Origin of the sequence: Escherichia sp. WS1451 (assembly GCF_046487365.1) — a bacterium.
GTDB classification, from domain to species: domain Bacteria; phylum Pseudomonadota; class Gammaproteobacteria; order Enterobacterales; family Enterobacteriaceae; genus Escherichia; species Escherichia coli.
The window spans coordinates 39,397-55,203 of the sequence record NZ_JBJQJP010000005.1; the positions used below are offsets into that span (position 1 = coordinate 39,397).

Consider the following 15,807-nt stretch of genomic DNA (forward strand, 5'->3'; position numbering starts at 1 on the left):
CGGCAGATTTATTTCTTTGGACGATATTTTTCTGGCAACTCCGGCACCGGACGCTTGTCATCGATGAGATGACGCACGGTTAAGATCGGATGACGCCACAGCATTCTCGGCCCGGCCCAACGCATAATCTGTTTCATCTCTTCACGCTTTGCAGGCTGGTAACAGTGTACCGGACACTGCTTACAGGCAGGTTTCTCTTCACCGAACACACATTTTTCCAGCCGCTTTTGCGCGTAAGCAAACAGCGCGTCGTAATGCTCCGGCTCTGCTGACGCCTGCGGGCATTTCGCTTGATAAAGATCGATCATTTTTTTAATCGTCAGTTTTTCACGAGAGATACGCTTGCCGGACATGCTGCCTCCATACTCTTAAGGTGTATTTATATTACAACTTAATTTGAAAGGGGACTATGGCTCTGAAGGAGGAGGTTTATTCAACCGACGCAATTTTGCGTACTTGCTTCATAAGCATCACGCAAAAGCTGCAAAACAGCATCTTTCCCGGAATCACCATCAAGAACTCGCCGTTCGCTTCTTCCCCTGAAATGATTAACTCCGGTATCATGTGCGCCTTATGTGATTACAACGAAAATAAAAACCATCACACCCCATTTAATATCAGGGAACCGGACATAACCCCATGAGTGCAATAGAAAATTTCGATGCCCATACGCCAATGATGCAACAGTATCTCAAGCTGAAAGCCCAGCATCCCGAGATCCTGCTGTTCTATCGGATGGGTGACTTTTACGAACTGTTTTATGACGACGCGAAACGCGCCTCGCAGCTGCTGGATATTTCACTGACCAAACGCGGTGCTTCCGCGGGAGAGCCGATCCCGATGGCGGGGATCCCCTACCATGCGGTGGAAAACTATCTCGCCAAACTGGTGAATCAGGGCGAGTCCGTTGCCATCTGCGAACAAATTGGCGATCCGGCGACCAGCAAAGGTCCGGTTGAGCGCAAAGTTGTGCGTATCGTTACGCCGGGCACCATCAGCGATGAAGCGCTGTTGCAGGAGCGTCAGGATAACCTGCTGGCAGCTATCTGGCAGGACAGCAAAGGGTTCGGCTACGCGACGCTGGATATCAGTTCCGGGCGTTTTCGCCTGAGCGAACCGGCTGACCGCGAAACGATGGCGGCAGAGCTGCAACGCACTAATCCGGCAGAGCTGTTGTATGCAGAAGATTTCGCCGAGATGTCGCTGATTGAAGGTCGTCGCGGACTGCGCCGTCGCCCGCTGTGGGAGTTTGAAATCGACACCGCGCGCCAGCAGTTGAATCTGCAATTTGGCACTCGCGATCTGGTCGGTTTTGGCGTCGAGAACGCGCCGCGCGGACTTTGTGCTGCCGGTTGTCTGTTGCAGTATGCGAAAGATACCCAACGCACGACCCTGCCGCATATTCGTTCTATCACCATGGAACGTGAGCAGGACAGCATCATTATGGATGCCGCGACGCGTCGTAACCTGGAAATTACTCAGAACCTGGCCGGCGGTGCGGAAAATACGCTGGCTTCAGTGCTCGACTGCACTGTAACGCCGATGGGTAGTCGTATGCTGAAACGCTGGCTGCATATGCCAGTGCGCGATACCCGCGTGTTGCTTGAGCGCCAGCAAACTATTGGCGCATTGCAGGATTTCACCGCCGAGCTACAGCCGGTACTGCGTCAGGTCGGCGACCTGGAACGTATTCTGGCGCGTCTGGCGTTGCGTACCGCTCGCCCACGCGATCTGGCCCGTATGCGTCACGCTTTCCAGCAACTGCCGGAGTTGCGTGCGCAGTTAGAAAATGTCGATAGTGCACCGGTACAAGCGCTGCGTGAGAAGATGGGCGAGTTTGCCGAACTGCGCGATCTGCTGGAGCGGGCCATTATCGACACACCGCCGGTACTGGTGCGCGACGGTGGTGTTATCGCGCCGGGCTATAACGAAGAGCTGGATGAGTGGCGGGCGCTGGCTGACGGCGCGACCGATTATCTGGAGCGTCTGGAGGTCCGCGAGCGTGAACGTACCGGCCTGGACACGCTGAAAGTTGGCTTTAATGCAGTGCACGGCTACTACATTCAGATCAGCCGTGGGCAAAGCCATCTGGCACCCATCAACTATATGCGTCGCCAGACGCTGAAAAACGCCGAACGCTACATTATTCCAGAGCTAAAAGAGTATGAAGACAAAGTACTCACCTCGAAAGGTAAAGCACTGGCACTGGAAAAACAGCTTTATGAAGAGTTGTTCGACCTGCTGTTGCCGCATCTGGAAGCGTTGCAACAGAGCGCGAGCGCACTGGCAGAACTCGACGTACTGGTGAACCTGGCGGAACGGGCCTATACCCTGAACTACACCTGCCCGACCTTCATTGATAAACCGGGTATTCGCATTACCGAAGGTCGCCATCCGGTAGTTGAACAGGTACTGAATGAGCCGTTTATCGCTAACCCGCTGAACCTGTCGCCGCAGCGTCGCATGTTGATCATCACCGGTCCGAACATGGGCGGTAAAAGTACCTATATGCGCCAGACCGCGTTGATTGCGCTGATGGCGTATATCGGCAGCTACGTACCGGCGCAAAAAGTCGAGATTGGGCCGATCGACCGTATCTTCACGCGCGTAGGAGCAGCGGACGATCTGGCATCCGGGCGTTCAACCTTTATGGTGGAAATGACCGAAACCGCCAATATTTTACATAACGCCACCGAGTACAGTCTGGTGCTGATGGATGAGATTGGGCGCGGAACTTCCACTTACGATGGTCTGTCGCTGGCGTGGGCATGCGCGGAAAATCTGGCAAATAAGATCAAAGCGTTGACGCTGTTTGCTACCCACTATTTCGAGCTGACCCAACTGCCGGAGAAAATGGAAGGCGTCGCCAACGTGCATCTCGATGCGCTGGAGCACGGCGACACCATTGCCTTTATGCACAGCGTGCAGGATGGCGCGGCGAGCAAAAGCTACGGCCTGGCGGTTGCTGCTCTGGCGGGCGTGCCAAAAGAGGTTATTAAGCGCGCACGGCAAAAACTGCGTGAGCTGGAAAGCATTTCGCCGAACGCCGCTGCTACGCAAGTGGATGGTACACAAATGTCTTTGCTGTCCCTACCGGAAGAAACTTCGCCTGCGGTCGAGGCACTGGAAAACCTCGACCCGGATTCATTGACTCCGCGTCAGGCGCTGGAGTGGATTTATCGCTTGAAGAGTCTGGTGTAATAACAATTCCCGATAGTCTTTTGCTATCGGGAATATTAACGACAACTGACGAATCAAATAAAAATACCCTGTATAATAGGAAATCTTATTTTACAGGGTAAAACCATGCCATCTACACGCTATCAAAAAATTAATGCCCATCACTATCGCCATATATGGGCCGTTGGTGATATTCATGGTGACTATCAATTATTACAATCCCGCTTACATCAACTCTCTTTTTGCCCTGAAACCGACTTACTTATTTCTGTCGGCGATAATATTGATCGTGGGCCGGAGAGTCTTAACGTGCTGCGCCTGCTAAACCAGCCCTGGTTTACATCGGCTAAAGGCAACCACGAAGCGATGGCGCTTGAGGCATTCGAAACTGGCGATGGAAATATGTGGCTTGCCAGCGGTGGTGACTGGTTTTTCGATTTAAATGATTCAGAGCAACAAGCGGCAATAGATCTGTTGCTGAAATTTCATCACCTTCCACATATTATTGAAATCACTAACGACAACATAAAATATGTCATCGCACATGCAGATTATCCGGGGAAGGAGTATCAGTTTGGCAAAGAAATAGCGGAGAGCGAATTACTCTGGCCTGTTGATCGTGTGCAGAAATCACTTAATAGCGAATTACAAAAAATAAACGGTGCCGACTTCTTTATATTTGGTCATATGATGTTTGATAACATCCAGACATTTGCCAATCAGGTTTATATTGATACCGGCTCGCCGGAAAGCAGACGGTTATCGTTTTATAAAATTAAATAACGTGGCCGGGTAAAGCAAAGCCTCTACCCGGCACTTTTTTATTAACACTTACCTTCCGCCAGCAGCGGCGGGATGCTCGGCACCATCGGCGCGTCATCAATATCTTTCTGCGTCATGCGGAACGCTTCGGGATAATGTTCGCGGCTGGTGCGGCGCAGCGGTTCGGTATCGCGCCAGGTATAGAGGCAATGCTGGCACTGGTAGACCGTCCAGACATCTTTTACCGGCGATTTCGCCATCACTTCAATCTGTTCATCAGCACAACGTGGACAAATCATCTTGTTCTCCTTATTGACGTGCGGCCAGCATGGCGGTCAGTTTTTCAGCCCAGGCTTTGGTTTCCGGTAAATCCACCACCGGCTGACTGTAGTGACCACGGTTGTCCGGGGCGACAGGCGTGGTGGCGTCGATAATCAGCTTGTCGGTGATCCCCGCCGGACTTGAGCCAGGGTCGAGTTCCAGCACGGACATATTCGGCAACTGCACCAAATCCCCTGCCGGGTTCACTTTCGAAGAGAGCGCCCACATCACCTGCGGCAGGTTGAACGGATCAACGTCTTCATCGACCATAATCACCATCTTCACGTAGCCCAGACCGTGTGGCGTGGTCATCGCACGCAGGCCCACCGCGCGGGCAAAGCCACCGTAGCGTTTTTTGGTGGAGATAATCGCCAGCAGGCCGTGGGTGTACATGGCGTTCACCGCCTGCACTTCCGGGAACTCGGCTTTCAGTTGCTGATACAGCGGCACGCAGGTGGCTGGCCCCATCAGATAGTCGATTTCCGTCCACGGCATCCCGAGATAGAGCGATTCAAAAATGGGTTTGCTGCGATAAGAGACGTTATCGATGCGCACCACGGTCATGTTGCGCCCGCCGGAGTAGTGCCCGGTAAACTCACCGAACGGCCCTTCGATTTCACGTTTACGGCTTTCGATGACACCTTCGAGGATCACTTCTGAACCCCACGGCACATCAAAACCAGTCAGCGGGGCGGTGGCGATCGGGTACGGGCTTTCACGCAGCGCGCCTGCCATTTCGTACTCGGACTGATCATATTTCAGCGGCGTGGCCCCCATCAGCGTGATGATCGGATCGTTACCGAGGGTGATCGCAATCGGCAGATCTTCACCGCGCTCTTCCGCTTTATGCAGATGCAGGGCGATATCGTGCATCGGCACCGGTTGCAGGCCGAGCTTACGTTTGCCCTTCACTTCCATGCGGTAGATACCGACGTTCTGCTTGCCGAAGTTATCCGGATCAAGCGGATCGCGGGAAACCACGCACGCTTTGTCGAGATAGAAACCGCCATCGCCATCGTTTAAACGAAACAGCGGCAGGATATCAAACAGGTTGATCTCGTCTCCATCGACGGTGTTCTGCGCCCAGGCTGGATTGGCTCGGCGTTCCGGGGCAATCGGGAAGTTGTCCCAGCGGCGGATAAACTCATCGATCTGTTTTTTAACCGGGGTATTTGGCGGCAGGCCGAGGGAAATCGCGTGGTTCTGCCAGGAACCGATGGTGTTCATCGCCACGCGGGCATCGGTAAAGCCGCGAATATTATCAAACCACAGCGCTGGCGCGCCGTCGCCGATACGCCCGGTGGCGTTGGCTGCGGCTGCCAGATCCGGTTCTGCGTTCACCTCTTCGCTGATTTTCAGCAATTGCCCATGGTCGTCGAGCGCCTGTAAAAAGCTGCGTAAATCATCAAATGCCATTATTCATTCTCCTGAGAAAAATTCCGGGTCTGCGACAATCCTTGCCAGCGCCTGGCGTGAGGATGTTCGAGGCCAAATTGATCCAGCACGCGGGCTACCACGTGCTGGACAATGTCATCTACCGTTTCGGGATGGTTATAAAAGGCAGGCATCGGCGGCACCATCGCCACGCCCATGCGCGAAAGTGCGAGCATATTTTCGAGATGGATGGTGCTAAGCGGCATTTCACGCGGCACCAGCACCAGTTTGCGGCCTTCTTTGAGCACGACGTCCGCCGCGCGCCCTACCAGGCCATCGGCGTAACCGGCACGGATACCGGCGAGCGTTTTCATACTGCACGGAATAACGATCATGCCGTCGGTACGAAAGGAACCTGAGGAGATGGTCGCCGCCTGATCCGCCGAGTTATGGCTGAAGTCTGCGAGGGCAGCAACATCGCGAGCGCTGTAAGGCGTTTCCAGTTCAATGGTGGTTTTCGCCCACGTCGACATCACCAGATGAGTCTCGACATTCGGCATCTCCCGCAGCGCTTGCAGTAATGCCACACCAAGAGGCGCACCGGTAGCCCCTGTCATCCCGACGATCAGTTTCATTGCTTACTCTCTTAATTGTTCGTATACGAACGTTATTATTAACATACTCCTTCATTTCCACAGCGGCAAGGATTGAAAAGTAACAACATCTTCTTCGTCACTGAAAAACCGCTATGATAGCGACAGAGAATTAGCCCGGAGTTTACATGGCGTTACGAAATAAAGCGTTCCATCAGTTACGACAGCTTTTTCAGCAGCATACGGCCCGCTGGCAGCACGAGTTACCTGACCTGACCAAACCACAGTACGCGGTGATGCGCGCCATTGCTGATAAGCCTGGTATCGAACAGGTGGCACTGATAGAAGCAGCAGTCAGCACCAAAGCAACGCTGGCAGAAATGTTGGCAAGAATGGAAAATCGTGGCTTAGTCAGACGTGAACATGACGCCGCTGATAAGCGGCGACGCTTTGTCTGGCTGACTGCCGAAGGAGAAAAGGTACTTGCTGCGGCGATACCGATTGGCGACAGTGTGGATGAGGAATTTTTGGGGCGTTTGAGTGGAGAAGAGCAGGAGCTGTTTATGCAGCTGGTGCGCAAGATGATGAGCAAATAGGATGTTGATTGCCGGATGGGACGCTGACGTGTCTTATCCAGGCGACGAAACACACCAACTCCCCATACAAAAGAAAAAGGCCAGCCTCATAAGAGACTGGCCTTTATGACAGATGCTTACTTACTCGCGGAACAGCGCTTCGATATTCAGCCCCTGCGTTTGCAGGATTTCGCGCAAACGGCGCAGGCCTTCAACCTGAATCTGGCGAACACGTTCACGGGTGAGGCCAATTTCACGACCTACATCTTCCAGTGTTGCCGCTTCGTACCCCAGCAAACCGAATCGACGTGCCAGCACTTCACGCTGTTTGGCGTTCAGCTCGAACAGCCATTTGACGATGCTCTGCTTCATATCGTCATCTTGCGTGGTATCTTCCGGACCGTTCTCTTTTTCATCGGCCAGGATGTCCAGCAACGCTTTTTCGGAATCACCACCCAGCGGGGTGTCTACCGAGGTAATGCGCTCGTTAAGACGAAGCATACGGCTGACGTCATCAACTGGCTTATCCAGTTGCTCTGCGATCTCTTCCGCACTTGGTTCGTGGTCCAGCTTATGGGACAACTCACGTGCGGTTCGCAGGTAAACGTTCAGCTCCTTTACGATGTGAATCGGCAAACGAATAGTACGGGTTTGGTTCATAATCGCCCGTTCGATCGTCTGGCGAATCCACCAGGTTGCGTATGTTGAGAAGCGGAAACCACGTTCCGGGTCAAACTTCTCTACCGCGCGGATCAGCCCCAGGTTGCCCTCTTCGATAAGATCCAGCAACGCCAGACCACGATTGCCATAACGGCGGGCAATTTTTACCACCAGACGCAAGTTACTCTCGATCATCCGGCGGCGAGAGGCAACATCTCCACGCAGTGCGCGACGCGCAAAATAAACTTCTTCTTCGGCCGTTAACAGTGGTGAATAACCAATCTCACCAAGGTAAAGCTGAGTCGCGTCCAGCACACGCTGTGTGGCTCCCTGCGATAACAGTTCCTCTTCGGCCAAATCGTTATCACTGGGTTCCTCTTCTACTAAGGCCTTTTCGTCAAAAACCTCAACTCCGTTCTCATCAAATTCCGCATCTTCATTTAAATCATGAACTTTCAGCGTATTCTGACTCATAAGGTGGCTCCTACCCGTGATCCCTTGACGGAACATTCAAGCAAAAGCCTGGTTCCGCCGATTTATCGCTGCGGCAAATAACGCAGCGGGTTTACGGATTTCCCCTTGTAACGAATTTCAAAATGCAAGCGTGTTGAACTGGTTCCGGTGCTACCCATGGTTGCTATTTTTTGCCCCGCCTTCACTTCTTGTTGTTCCCGGACCAGCATTGTGTCGTTATGGGCGTAGGCACTCAGGTAATCATCATTATGTTTGATGATAATCAGATTACCGTAGCCGCGCAGCGCGTTACCGGCATAAACAACGCGGCCATCTGCAGTCGCGATAATTGCCTGTCCTTTGCTGCCTGCGATATCAATCCCCTTGTTGCCCCCCTCAGAAGCGCCAAAGGTTTCGATCACTTTGCCCTCAGTCGGCCAGCGCCAGGTGGAGATAGGCGTACTGGTTGATGTACTGCTGACAGTCGGCTCGGTTGTGCTTGCTGTTGGTACCGTTACAGGCGCTGTGACCGTGGTCGCAGTTGGCTTGTTGTTCGGCAACATTTTGTTAGCACTCTGTTCACCCGAAGACTCAGAATACGTAATTGTCGGTTGCGAAGCAACAGCAACGGTGGAATTTTGTGCAGGCTTGATCACAACTCCTTGCTCTGCTGCGTCGGCCTGGGTAATGGCATTTCCGCCAGTGATTGGCGTACCGGAAGCATTCCCCACCTGTAAGGTCTGACCGACGTTCAGCGCGTATGGTGCCTGAATATTGTTGCGCTGAGCAAGGTCACGGAAATCGTTGCCAGTAATCCAGGCGATATAGAAAAGTGTGTCGCCTTTTTTCACTGTATAGGTACTGCCGCTATAACTGCCTTTCGGAATGTTCCCATACTGACGGTTATAGACGATGCGTCCGTTTTCCATCTGTACCGGCTGCTGAGCTACTGGCTGCACCGGCTGGATTTGCGGTTGTTGAGTGGCCTGAATTTGTGGCTGCTGTACCGGCTGAATTTGCGGTTGCTGAGCTGTAGACGTCGTCCCCATTTTCGGCGGCGGCGTAATCAACATACCAGAATTGGTATTTGCAGGCGCATTGCCATTAACGGAGCTGACCGGGGCCGGTGGATTTGAAGTGTCAGAACAGCCTGCCAGCCATAGCGAAACCAGTGACAAAGCCGCAATGCGGCGAACGGTGAATTTTGGGCTTCCCGCGCTCATTTATCCCCCAGGAAAAATTGGTTAATAACCAGTGACATAATTACCGTGCAAGGCACCATACTGAACACTGGAAAAGATGTTCACGATACGCTGACCTGCGGCAAAATAACCAGGAAAAATCCAGGTATTTCCTCACGTTTTAAGCCAGCTCACCCTTCACTAAAGGGACAAAGCGCACGGCCTCCACGGTATCGATAATAAATTCGCCTCCCCGACGACGCACCCGTTTCAAATACTGGTGCTCCTCCCCTACGGGTAAGACGAGAATCCCGCCTTCGTCCAGCTGCGTCATTAGCGCAGTTGGAATTTCCGGCGGTGCCGCCGTAACAATGATAGCGTCAAACGGCGCACGTGCCTGCCAACCTTGCCATCCATCGCCATGACGGGTTGAAACATTATGTAAATCAAGATTTTTCAGGCGGCGACGCGCCTGCCACTGCAAGCCTTTAATCCGTTCGACCGAGCAAACATGCTGGACAAGATGCGCCAGGATTGCCGTTTGATATCCCGAACCGGTGCCAATTTCCAGCACCCGCGACTGCGGCGTCAGCTCGAGTAATTCGGTCATTCGCGCCACCATATACGGCTGCGAAATTGTCTGCCCCTGACCTATCGGCAAGGCGATATTGTCCCAGGCTTTTTGTTCAAACGCTTCATCAACGAATTTTTCACGCGGCACGGCGGCAAGTGCATTCAGCACCTGCTCATCCTGAATACCTTGCGCACGTAATTGATCCAGAAGTGCTTGTACGCGTCTGCTTACCATTGCGTGCCAACTCCCACGCTGTTTAACCAGTCTGAAACCACATCTTGCGCGCTATGCGCAGTTAAATCCACATGCAGCGGCGTGATAGAGACATAGCCCTCATCTACCGCAGCAAAATCGGTCCCCGGACCGGCATCACATTTACCGCCCGGCGGGCCAATCCAGTACAGCGTATTGCCGCGCGGATCTTGCTGCGGGATCACCTGATCTGCCGGATGTCGTGTACCGCAGCGCGTCACGCGAATACCTTTGATTTGATCCAAGGGTAAATCCGGAACGTTAATGTTAAGAATACGTCCGGTGCGCAGCGGCTCTTTACACAGTGCGCGCAAAATTGAACAGGTTACCGCCGCGGCAGTGTCGTAATGTTTATGCCCGTCAAGCGAGACGGCAAGCGCCGGAAAACCTAAATGACGGCCTTCCATCGCGGCGGCTACCGTACCGGAATAAATAACATCATCCCCCAGATTCGGCCCGGCGTTAATTCCGGACACAACAATGTCCGGGCGCGGACGCATCAGAGCATTCACGCCAAGATAGACGCAATCGGTCGGGGTTCCCATTTGCACAGCAATATCACCATTTTCAAAGGTAAACGTGCGCAGGGAGGATTCCAGTGTCAGAGAATTTGAAGCGCCGCTGCGGTTACGATCGGGGGCGACCACCTGAACGTCAGCAAACTCACGCAAGGCTTTCGCCAGCGTTTGTATACCGGGTGCATGTACCCCGTCATCATTACTCAGCAATATGCGCATAATCACCTGTTGTGTTGATAAGTTCCCTGACAACGCTGGTTGCAAAACTACCCGCCGGAAGCCAGAAACGGATTTCTACGGTGACGTCATCCCACCAGTTCCAGCTTAATTGTTGCGGATACAGCAGCATCGCTCTGCGCGCGGCTTCAACTTTTTCGCGCACCAGTAAGGCTTGTAATTCAGTTTCTGCGGCGACAGCTGCTTGTTCGAATGCCAGCGCTTCACGCTGAGTTCCCCATTCGCCACTGCCCGGCAATGCGGCGGTTATCATTAGCTCTTTATCGTTGACGCGACGCTGTAATTCCGCCAGTTCTTCGGTGGTTGCGACAAACCAGCTACCACGTCCGGCTAATTGTAGCGCATCGCCGTCAACAACTTGATTAACGTCTGCTTTTTTGAGGCGCTCAGCAACAATCTGATTAAACAACGCACTGCGGGCTGCCGACAACCAAAAACTCCGTTTATTGCGATCGCGCACCGGAGTATTGGTTTGCGCCCAGCGCAGCGCGCCCTGCAAGTTGCTACCGCCAATCCCAAAACGTTGGGCACCGAAGTAGTTCGGTACACCTTTTACGCAAATATCGATCAGACGTTGTTCAACGTCATCGCGATTGCTCACTTCGCGTAGTACCAGGGTAAAGGCGTTACCTTTCAGCGCCCCTAAACGCAGCTTGCGCTTGTGCCGCGCATACTCCAGCACCTGGCAGCCTTCCAGTTGAAAGGCGCTCAGATCGGGCATCTCTTTGCCCGGCACGCGAGCGCATAACCACTGTTCCGTAACAGCATGTTTATCTTTTTGCCCAGCGAAGCTGACTTCACGGGCATGAATTTTCAGGAATTTCGCCAGTGCATCCGCCACAAAACGGGTATTGCAGCCGTTTTTGAGGATTCTAACCAGAATATGCTCACCTTCACCATCAGGCTCAAAGCCCAAATCTTCCACCACCACAAAGTCTTCCGGATTCGCTTTCAGCAGCCCGGTGCCTTGCGGTTTGCCGTGGAGGTAAGTGAGATTATCGAACTCAATCATTTCGTTGCCTTAATGAGTAGCGCCACCGCTTCACAGGCAATCCCTTCCCCACGTCCGGTAAATCCCAGTTTTTCCGTAGTAGTGGCTTTCACGTTAACATCATCCATATGGCAGCCGAGATCTTCGGCAATAAACACGCGCATTTGTGGAATGTGCGGCAACATCTTCGGTGCCTGAGCGATGATAGTGACATCGACGTTGCCGAGGGCATAACCTTTCGCCTGAATACGACGCCAGGCTTCGCGCAACAGCTCGCGGCTGTCGGCACCTTTAAATGCCGGATCGGTATCCGGGAACAGTTTGCCGATATCCCCCAGCGCCGCCGCGCCAAGCAATGCATCGGTCAACGCATGGAGCGCCACGTCGCCATCAGAATGCGCCAGCAGCCCTTTTTCGTAAGGAATGCGCACGCCACCAATGATAATTGGGCCTTCACCGCCAAAGGCGTGTACGTCAAAACCGTGTCCAATTCGCATTATGTATTCTCCTGATGGATGGTTCGGGTGAGGTAAAATTCGGCCAGCGCCAAATCCTCCGGGCGCGTGACTTTAATGTTATCCGCGCGGCCTTCGACCAACTGCGGATGAAATCCGCAATATTCCAGCGCCGAGGCTTCGTCAGTAATAGTCGCGCCTTCATTTAGAGCGCGCGTCAGACAGTCATGTAACAGCTCACGAGGGAAAAATTGCGGCGTCAGCGCGTGCCATAAGCCGTTGCGATCAACGGTATGAGCAATGGCATTTTTGCCCGGTTCGGCACGTTTCATCGTATCGCGCACTGGTGCGGCGAGGATCCCTCCCGTGCGGCTGGTTTCGCTCAACGCCAACAATCGCGCGAGGTCATCCTGATGCAGACAAGGACGAGCGGCATCATGCACCAATACCCACTGCGCGTCGCCAGCGGCTTTCAAACCTGCCAGCACGGAATCGGCACGCTCATCACCGCCATCTACAACGGTGATTTGCGGATGATTCGCCAGAGGAAGTTTTGCAAAACGGCTATCGCCAGGACTTATGGCAATGACGACACGTGTCACCCGGGGATGCGCCAGCAGCGCATGCACCGAGTGTTCAAGAATGGTTTGATTACCGATTGAGAGATATTGCTTAGGACATTCCGTTTGCATTCGACGGCCAAATCCGGCCGCCGGAACCACGGCGCAAACATCCAAATGAGTGGTTGCCATGTTAATTCCTGGGCTGATTTATCGATTGTTTTGCCCCGCAGACTGTGCGCGCTTCGACGCGTCAGGCACCAGACGATAAAAAGTTTCGCCCGGCCTGGTCATGCTGAGTTCATTACGCGCACGCTCTTCGAGCGCCTCCTGGCCGCCATTGAGATCGTCAATTTCGGCAAAAAGTTGATCGTTTCGCGCTTTAAGTTTAGCGTTTGTAGCTTGCTGTGCCGCCACATCATCATTGACGCGGGTATAGTCATGTATACCGTTCTTACCGAACCACAGCGAATACTGTAGCCAGACCAGAATAGCCAGCAACAGCAGCGTTAGTTTACCCATCCTGCCCCCTGAAAAACGGCATCATCATCCCATGCATCCGAAGACGACTCTACATCCTCTGTTGGGGATACCGCGACAACGCGGGCAAATGTACCACATTTGTCCATTGTTACGTATACCCAGGGCGTGCAGAACATAATCTCATTATTAGTTACGGTTTGAATTATGAACAGAGGAGACAAGAAAGTACAAATTAGCCCAGTAGCCACATAAACAGTGCGCCAAACATAATGCCTACTGTCACCAGGGTGAAAACAATACTGTAGCGTAGCTTTCCGTCCATCAATGAATGCAGCGCAATCCCCACCACTACCGCGACAGGCATCAGTGCCAGAAAGAAAGGCCAGGTGTAGATAAAGAAGAACAGCGTGTTAGAGCCATAAATCAACATCGGCATCGCCAGCGCAAATAACCATGAGATAAAACCGACCACGGCACCAGGCAGTGACCATGTGGTTTCTTCATCCTCAGTAAGGCTGTCGTTATTTGTTAGTGTAATGTTATGGCTATTACGCATATTTGATCCTGTTACTTTGACGAACCGGGCATGGAAACCCGGTGGTGTCTCAGGATCTGATAATATCGTTCTGTCTCAACAGATCTAATAATTGCTGTACCAAATTTGTTACTAATTGTTCACCATTGAGATGAATTTCTGCCGATTCAGGCGCTTCGTAAACGGAATCTATTCCCGTAAAGTTGCGCAGTTCACCGGCACGCGCTTTCTTATATAAGCCTTTTGGATCGCGGGCTTCGCAAATCGCCAGCGGTGTATCGACAAACACTTCGATAAAGCGCCCTTCTCCTACGCGTTCGCGAACCATCTGGCGTTCGGCGCGGTGTGGCGAGATAAATGCGGTCAGCACCACCAGTCCGGCTTCAACCATCAAATTCGCCACTTCACCGACGCGACGGATATTCTCTTTACGGTCGGCATCGCTAAAACCGAGATCGCTGCATAATCCGTGGCGAACGTTGTCGCCATCCAGCAGATACGTACTGACGCCAAGTTTATGTAACGCCTCCTCCAGCGCCCCCGCGACGGTTGATTTACCGGAACCAGAGAGGCCGGTAAACCACAGCACAACACCACGATGACCGTGGTGCTGTTCGCGTTGTTGCGGAGTTACTGGGTGGCTATGCCAGACGACGTTTTCGTCATGCAGAGCCATTATTTATCTCCCAGTAAATCGCGCGCACCCCAATGCGGGAAATGGCGGCGAACCAGAGCATTCAATTCCAGTTCGAATACACTGAATTGAGATGGCGCAGCAGTTGCCTGGCTAACTGGCTCGTGCACCATACCGGCACCTACGGTCACATTGCTCAGGCGATCGATTAAAATCAGCCCACCGGTCACCGGATTTTGCTGATAACGATCTAACACCAGTGGCTCGTCAAAAGTGAGATCCACCAGGCCGATGCCGTTCAGCGGCAGGTTTTCAACTTCGCGTTGGGTAAGGTTATTAATATCAACCTGATAACGAATGCCATCAACACGAGCACGCGTCTTCTTACCGGCAATTTTGATGTCATAACTCTGGCCCGGGGAAAGCGGCTGTTCCGCCATCCATACCACATCCACCGACGCGCTCTGCACAGCCGGTAACGCTTCGTCTGCCGCCAGCAGCAGATCGCCACGGCTAATGTCGATCTCATCCGTTAGCACCAGGGTGATCGCTTCTCCGGCAAAGGCTTCTTCGCGATCGCCATCAAAAGTCACGATTCGCGCGACGTTTGACTCCACACCAGAGGGCAGCACTTTGACACGTTGCCCGACTTCCACGCGACCGGATGCCAGCGTTCCGGCGTAACCACGAAAATCGAGATTCGGGCGGTTAACGTACTGCACCGGGAAGCGCATAGGCTGTGCATCCACCACTCGCTGGATCTCCACGGTTTCCAGCACTTCTAGCAGTGTCGGACCGCTGTACCACGGCATACTTTCACTTTGCGAAGCCACGTTGTCGCCTTCCAGTGCGGAGAGCGGCACAAAGCGGATATCCAGATTACCCGGCAGCTGCCCGGCAAAAGTCAGATAATCTTCACGAATACGGGTGAACGTCTCTTCACTGTAATCCACCAGATCCATTTTGTTGATCGCCACGACCAGATGTTTGATCCCCAACAGTGTGGAGATAAAACTGTGACGACGGGTTTGATCGAGCACGCCTTTACGGGCATCGATCAGTAAGATCGCCAGTTCACATGTCGATGCGCCAGTCGCCATATTGCGGGTGTACTGCTCGTGCCCTGGGGTGTCGGCGATAATAAATTTACGCTTCTCGGTAGAGAAATAGCGGTAGGCCACATCAATAGTAATGCCCTGTTCACGCTCGGCTTGCAGACCATCCACCAGAAGCGCCAGATCCAGCTTTTCGCCCTGGGTGCCGTGACGCTTACTGTCGTTATGCAGCGATGAGAGCTGATCTTCGTAGATTTGGCGGGTATCGTGCAGCAGGCGACCAATCAGGGTACTTTTGCCGTCATCGACGCTACCACAGGTCAGAAAACGCAGCAGGCTTTTATGTTGTTGCGCAATCATCCAGGCTTCGACGCCGCCTTCATTGGCGATTTGTTGTGCAAGTGCGGTGTTCAT

The 15,807-nt window shown here is 53.1% G+C and carries 19 protein-coding genes; 3 read left to right on the plus strand and 16 right to left on the minus strand.

Annotated features, from left to right (window positions below; all coding sequences use genetic code 11):
• Positions 1–8: 8 nt before the first annotated feature.
• Both ACJHX7_RS08635 and ACJHX7_RS08640 read right to left on the minus strand, forming a co-directional pair.
• Positions 9–353 carry a nitrous oxide-stimulated promoter family protein gene (locus ACJHX7_RS08635; RefSeq protein ID WP_094030056.1) on the minus strand — a complete coding sequence of 115 codons (345 nt, stop codon included), beginning with the start codon at positions 351–353 and terminating at the stop codon, positions 9–11.
• 76 nt (positions 354–429) lie between these two features.
• Entirely contained in the window at positions 430–564 is a 135-nt protein-coding gene (locus tag ACJHX7_RS08640; protein ID WP_000611937.1) for a hypothetical protein, read from the minus strand.
• Between the two features lie 75 nt (positions 565–639).
• Between ACJHX7_RS08640 and mutS the strand changes: the two genes are divergently transcribed.
• A complete protein-coding gene (gene mutS / locus ACJHX7_RS08645) occupies positions 640–3,201 on the plus strand; it encodes a DNA mismatch repair protein MutS (RefSeq protein ID WP_094030057.1) in 2,562 nt (853 codons plus the stop codon).
• Positions 3,202–3,306: 105 nt separating this feature from the next.
• Complete coding sequence (pphB, locus tag ACJHX7_RS08650; RefSeq protein WP_094030058.1) at positions 3,307–3,963, plus strand: protein-serine/threonine phosphatase; 657 nt, start codon at positions 3,307–3,309, stop codon at positions 3,961–3,963.
• A 41-nt stretch (positions 3,964–4,004) separates the two neighbouring features.
• Here the strand turns inward: pphB and ACJHX7_RS08655 are convergent, their stop codons facing one another.
• The 3 genes from ACJHX7_RS08655 to ACJHX7_RS08665 are packed head-to-tail and all read right to left on the minus strand — an operon-like array spanning position 4,005 to position 6,272.
• The gene (locus ACJHX7_RS08655; protein WP_000562981.1) at positions 4,005–4,241 is read right to left on the minus strand and encodes a non-oxidative hydroxyarylic acid decarboxylases subunit D; all 237 of its coding nucleotides are present in this window, start codon (positions 4,239–4,241) and stop codon (positions 4,005–4,007) included.
• A 10-nt stretch (positions 4,242–4,251) separates the two neighbouring features.
• A complete protein-coding gene (locus tag ACJHX7_RS08660; protein WP_094030059.1) occupies positions 4,252–5,679 on the minus strand; it encodes a non-oxidative hydroxyarylic acid decarboxylases subunit C in 1,428 nt (475 codons plus the stop codon).
• Positions 5,679–6,272, minus strand: coding sequence for a non-oxidative hydroxyarylic acid decarboxylases subunit B (locus ACJHX7_RS08665; RefSeq protein ID WP_000767731.1), 594 nt, complete (start codon positions 6,270–6,272; stop codon positions 5,679–5,681). Before ACJHX7_RS08665 ends, ACJHX7_RS08660 begins: the two co-directional genes overlap by 1 nt.
• A 146-nt stretch (positions 6,273–6,418) precedes the next feature.
• Between ACJHX7_RS08665 and ACJHX7_RS08670 the strand changes: the two genes are divergently transcribed.
• On the plus strand, positions 6,419–6,826 hold the full coding sequence (locus tag ACJHX7_RS08670) for a MarR family winged helix-turn-helix transcriptional regulator (protein ID WP_001208067.1): 408 nt from the start codon (positions 6,419–6,421) through the stop codon (positions 6,824–6,826).
• Positions 6,827–6,946: 120 nt separating this feature from the next.
• Here the strand turns inward: ACJHX7_RS08670 and rpoS are convergent, their stop codons facing one another.
• From rpoS to cysN, 11 genes are all read right to left on the minus strand, one after another.
• The gene (gene rpoS, locus ACJHX7_RS08675; RefSeq protein WP_000081550.1) at positions 6,947–7,939 is read right to left on the minus strand and encodes an RNA polymerase sigma factor RpoS; all 993 of its coding nucleotides are present in this window, start codon (positions 7,937–7,939) and stop codon (positions 6,947–6,949) included.
• A gap of 62 nt (positions 7,940–8,001) precedes the next feature.
• Positions 8,002–9,096 (minus strand): murein hydrolase activator NlpD, encoded by a 1,095-nt coding sequence (nlpD, locus tag ACJHX7_RS08680; RefSeq protein ID WP_306174120.1) that lies wholly within the window; start codon positions 9,094–9,096, stop codon positions 8,002–8,004.
• Positions 9,097–9,280: 184 nt separating this feature from the next.
• Complete coding sequence (gene pcm / locus ACJHX7_RS08685; protein WP_000254708.1) at positions 9,281–9,907, minus strand: protein-L-isoaspartate O-methyltransferase; 627 nt, start codon at positions 9,905–9,907, stop codon at positions 9,281–9,283.
• Positions 9,901–10,662 carry a 5'/3'-nucleotidase SurE gene (surE, locus tag ACJHX7_RS08690; RefSeq protein ID WP_001295182.1) on the minus strand — a complete coding sequence of 254 codons (762 nt, stop codon included), beginning with the start codon at positions 10,660–10,662 and terminating at the stop codon, positions 9,901–9,903. Before surE ends, pcm begins: the two co-directional genes overlap by 7 nt.
• Positions 10,643–11,692 carry a tRNA pseudouridine(13) synthase TruD gene (truD, locus tag ACJHX7_RS08695; protein ID WP_000568924.1) on the minus strand — a complete coding sequence of 350 codons (1,050 nt, stop codon included), beginning with the start codon at positions 11,690–11,692 and terminating at the stop codon, positions 10,643–10,645. The genes surE and truD overlap by 20 nt, the downstream gene beginning before the upstream one ends.
• Entirely contained in the window at positions 11,689–12,168 is a 480-nt protein-coding gene (ispF, locus tag ACJHX7_RS08700; protein WP_001219237.1) for a 2-C-methyl-D-erythritol 2,4-cyclodiphosphate synthase, read from the minus strand. Before ispF ends, truD begins: the two co-directional genes overlap by 4 nt.
• On the minus strand, positions 12,168–12,878 hold the full coding sequence (ispD, locus tag ACJHX7_RS08705) for a 2-C-methyl-D-erythritol 4-phosphate cytidylyltransferase (RefSeq protein ID WP_000246153.1): 711 nt from the start codon (positions 12,876–12,878) through the stop codon (positions 12,168–12,170). The genes ispF and ispD overlap by 1 nt, the downstream gene beginning before the upstream one ends.
• Positions 12,879–12,896: 18 nt before the next feature.
• Complete coding sequence (gene ftsB, locus ACJHX7_RS08710; RefSeq protein WP_000517476.1) at positions 12,897–13,208, minus strand: cell division protein FtsB; 312 nt, start codon at positions 13,206–13,208, stop codon at positions 12,897–12,899.
• A gap of 193 nt (positions 13,209–13,401) precedes the next feature.
• On the minus strand, positions 13,402–13,725 hold the full coding sequence (locus ACJHX7_RS08715; RefSeq protein ID WP_001246104.1) for a DUF3561 family protein: 324 nt from the start codon (positions 13,723–13,725) through the stop codon (positions 13,402–13,404).
• 49 nt (positions 13,726–13,774) lie between these two features.
• Entirely contained in the window at positions 13,775–14,380 is a 606-nt protein-coding gene (gene cysC / locus ACJHX7_RS08720; protein ID WP_001173653.1) for an adenylyl-sulfate kinase, read from the minus strand.
• A complete protein-coding gene (cysN, locus tag ACJHX7_RS08725; protein ID WP_022646032.1) occupies positions 14,380–15,807 on the minus strand; it encodes a sulfate adenylyltransferase subunit CysN in 1,428 nt (475 codons plus the stop codon). The genes cysC and cysN overlap by 1 nt, the downstream gene beginning before the upstream one ends.